The organism is Protofrankia symbiont of Coriaria myrtifolia (assembly GCF_900634755.1).
Taxonomy (GTDB): Bacteria; Actinomycetota; Actinomycetes; order Frankiales; family Frankiaceae; genus Protofrankia; species Protofrankia coriariae.
The window spans coordinates 2,844-4,829 of record NZ_CAAAFS010000249.1; the positions used below are offsets into that span (position 1 = coordinate 2,844).

2 protein-coding genes are annotated in these 1,986 nt (G+C 64.0%); both read left to right on the top strand.

The window, feature by feature from the left end; all coding sequences use genetic code 11:
• The first annotated feature begins 71 nt into the window (after positions 1 to 71).
• Positions 72 to 1,046 carry a daunorubicin resistance protein DrrA family ABC transporter ATP-binding protein gene (locus tag CM1CMNOD_RS14215; protein WP_013874296.1) on the top strand — a complete coding sequence of 325 codons (975 nt, stop codon included), beginning with the start codon at positions 72 to 74 and terminating at the stop codon, positions 1,044 to 1,046.
• On the top strand, positions 1,043 to 1,978 hold the full coding sequence (locus CM1CMNOD_RS14220; RefSeq protein WP_013873071.1) for an ABC transporter permease: 936 nt from the start codon (positions 1,043 to 1,045) through the stop codon (positions 1,976 to 1,978). The genes CM1CMNOD_RS14215 and CM1CMNOD_RS14220 overlap by 4 nt, the downstream gene beginning before the upstream one ends.
• The last annotated feature ends 8 nt before the right edge of the window (positions 1,979 to 1,986 follow it).

The following is a 1,986-nucleotide window of genomic DNA, read 5'->3' on the forward strand; positions in this document are numbered from 1 at the left end:
TGGATACTCGAAGACTGGTAACAGGTGAGATCGCAGGCAGGCGCGGGGACAAGTCAGAAGGGCATGGGCTGATGGATAATGGGATCCACACCGAGAATCTGACCAAGAAGTACGGGGCGGTGTACGGCCTGCACGGCCTGAACCTGCAGGTTTCGGCCGGGAGCGTACTCGGGCTGCTGGGCCCGAACGGGGCCGGCAAGACCACGACTGTGAACATACTGACGACGCTTTTGAAACCGGACGGTGGCAGTGCCTGGGTGGGGGGCTTCAACGTGGCCCGCCACCCACTGCAGGTACGGCGCCGGATCGGCGTCTCCGGCCAGGAAACCGCTGTGGAGCCCCTGCTTACCGGCGCGGAAAACCTGGAGCTGTTCGGCCGGCTGCATCGCCTCAGCCGGCGGCATGCCCGCGGGCGGGCCCAGGAGCTGCTGGAAATGTTCGATCTCACCGCGGCGGCCGGGCGACTCGCACGAACCTACTCGGGTGGCATGAGACGCCGCCTCGACCTCGCCATCAGTTTGATCAAGCGACCCTCGATTCTGTTCCTGGACGAACCCACCACCGGACTCGACCCGCGCAGTCGCACTGCCACCTGGGATCTCATCAGGGAGCTTGTCGGCTCCGGCGTGACGCTCCTGCTCACCACCCAGTACCTGGAGGAAGCGGACCAGCTCGCCGACCTGATCGCCGTGGTGGACCAGGGCTGCCTCATCGCCGAAGGCACCGTGGAAGAACTGAAGACCCGAACCAGCGACGACCGCATCGAGATCGTCCTGCGCGACCATGAGCTGCTGCCTCTGGCCGCGACCATCCTCGACCGTTTCGCAACGTCGGAGGCTGTCGTCACGCGATCGGAACGGCGGATTGCCGTCATGGCACCGCACAAACCAGGCCTGCTGACGCAGGTGCTGCGCGAGATGGACGTCGCGGCGATCGAGCTCGAGGACGTCGAGTTGCGCCGGCCGACCCTCGACGACGTCTTCTTTACCTTGACGGGGCGCCCCATGGACGTCAAGGCTCAGCACGAGATGGCTACGGTGGAATGAAGCCGAATACAATCATCGACGGCGCCGCCGCATCGAACGGTGAGAAGCAGGTCGTCGCCGGTCGTCATCGGAGCACGCGGTCACATCACGTCACCCGCGGCTGGGCCGGGCCAGGGAAACCGGAGGGGATCATCCCTGTCACGTTCCTCATCGATGTCTACCTGTTGACCAGGCGTCTGCTGATGCGCATGCCGCACCAGCCCGACCTCATCGTCTACAGCATCGTCCAACCAGCCATCTTCACCTTAGCGATGATATATCTCTTCGGCAAGGCCATCACACTTCCCGGCGAGGCCGACTACACGGATTTCGTCATCGCTGGGCTGCTGGCCCAAACGGTCGTCATGGGCGCCGCCTCGGCCACGTCCGGCGGAATCGCCTTCGAACTATCCCAGAAGACGATCGACCGGCTCCGTACGCTCCCCCTGTCCCGGCTAGCCATCCTCGCGGGTTGCACCAATGCCGGCGTCATAAGGGCCTTCATCACGGTGTTCGTGACGACAGTGTGTGGGCTGGTGGCCGGGTGGCGTGTGCAGGCCGGGCTGGGCAACGCGCTCCTCGCATTTCTTATTCTGCTGCTGTTCGGTCTGGCAATGAGCTGGGTGGGAGCGCTGATCGGAGTGTCGGTCAGCAATCCCGAAGTGGCCGCCGGAGCGGGTACCGTCTGGCTTTTTCCGGTCATGTATCTGTCCAATGCGCTCACCCCGATGAGCGCCATGCCAGGCTGGCTCCAGCCCGTCGCCGGGTGGAACCCGTTGTCCGCTGTCACGACTGCCTGTCGTCAGTTGTTCGGAAATCCGACGGCGTCCGGTGCCGAGAATATCTGGCCGGCTGATCATCCGATCCTGGCATCGGTTTCGTGGTCACTGGCGATAATGCTGGCCACCGTGCCGCTGACCGTTTGGAAATTCGTGCGGCGGACAAGCAGATGAAGCCCAGG